Here is a 234-nt window from a genome sequence, read left to right as displayed (position 1 = left end):
CGCTTTGGTCAACCGCCCACGGGTGCTGTTGCTTGATGAGCCGTTGGGCGCGCTCGATTTGAAATTGCGCGAGCAGATGCAAAGCGAACTGAAGAAGCTGCAACGCCAACTCGGCATCACTTTTATCTTCGTCACCCACGACCAGACCGAAGCACTGTCGATGTCCGACCGTGTCGCGGTATTCAACAAGGGCCGCATTGAACAGGTCGACACCCCACGCAATCTGTACATGAA

At 55.6% G+C, this 234-nt stretch carries 1 pseudogene; it reads left to right on the top strand.

From position 1 onward, the window contains the following. Positions 1–234: pseudogene (locus ACPYOM_RS24050) on the top strand (spermidine/putrescine ABC transporter ATP-binding protein); the annotation flags it as partial.

The sequence above is a fragment of the Monashia sp. HAY1-2A genome (genome assembly GCF_056755315.1).
The sequence above is the reverse complement of the archived record's forward strand: the minus strand, read 5'-3'. Positions and strand labels throughout refer to the sequence as shown.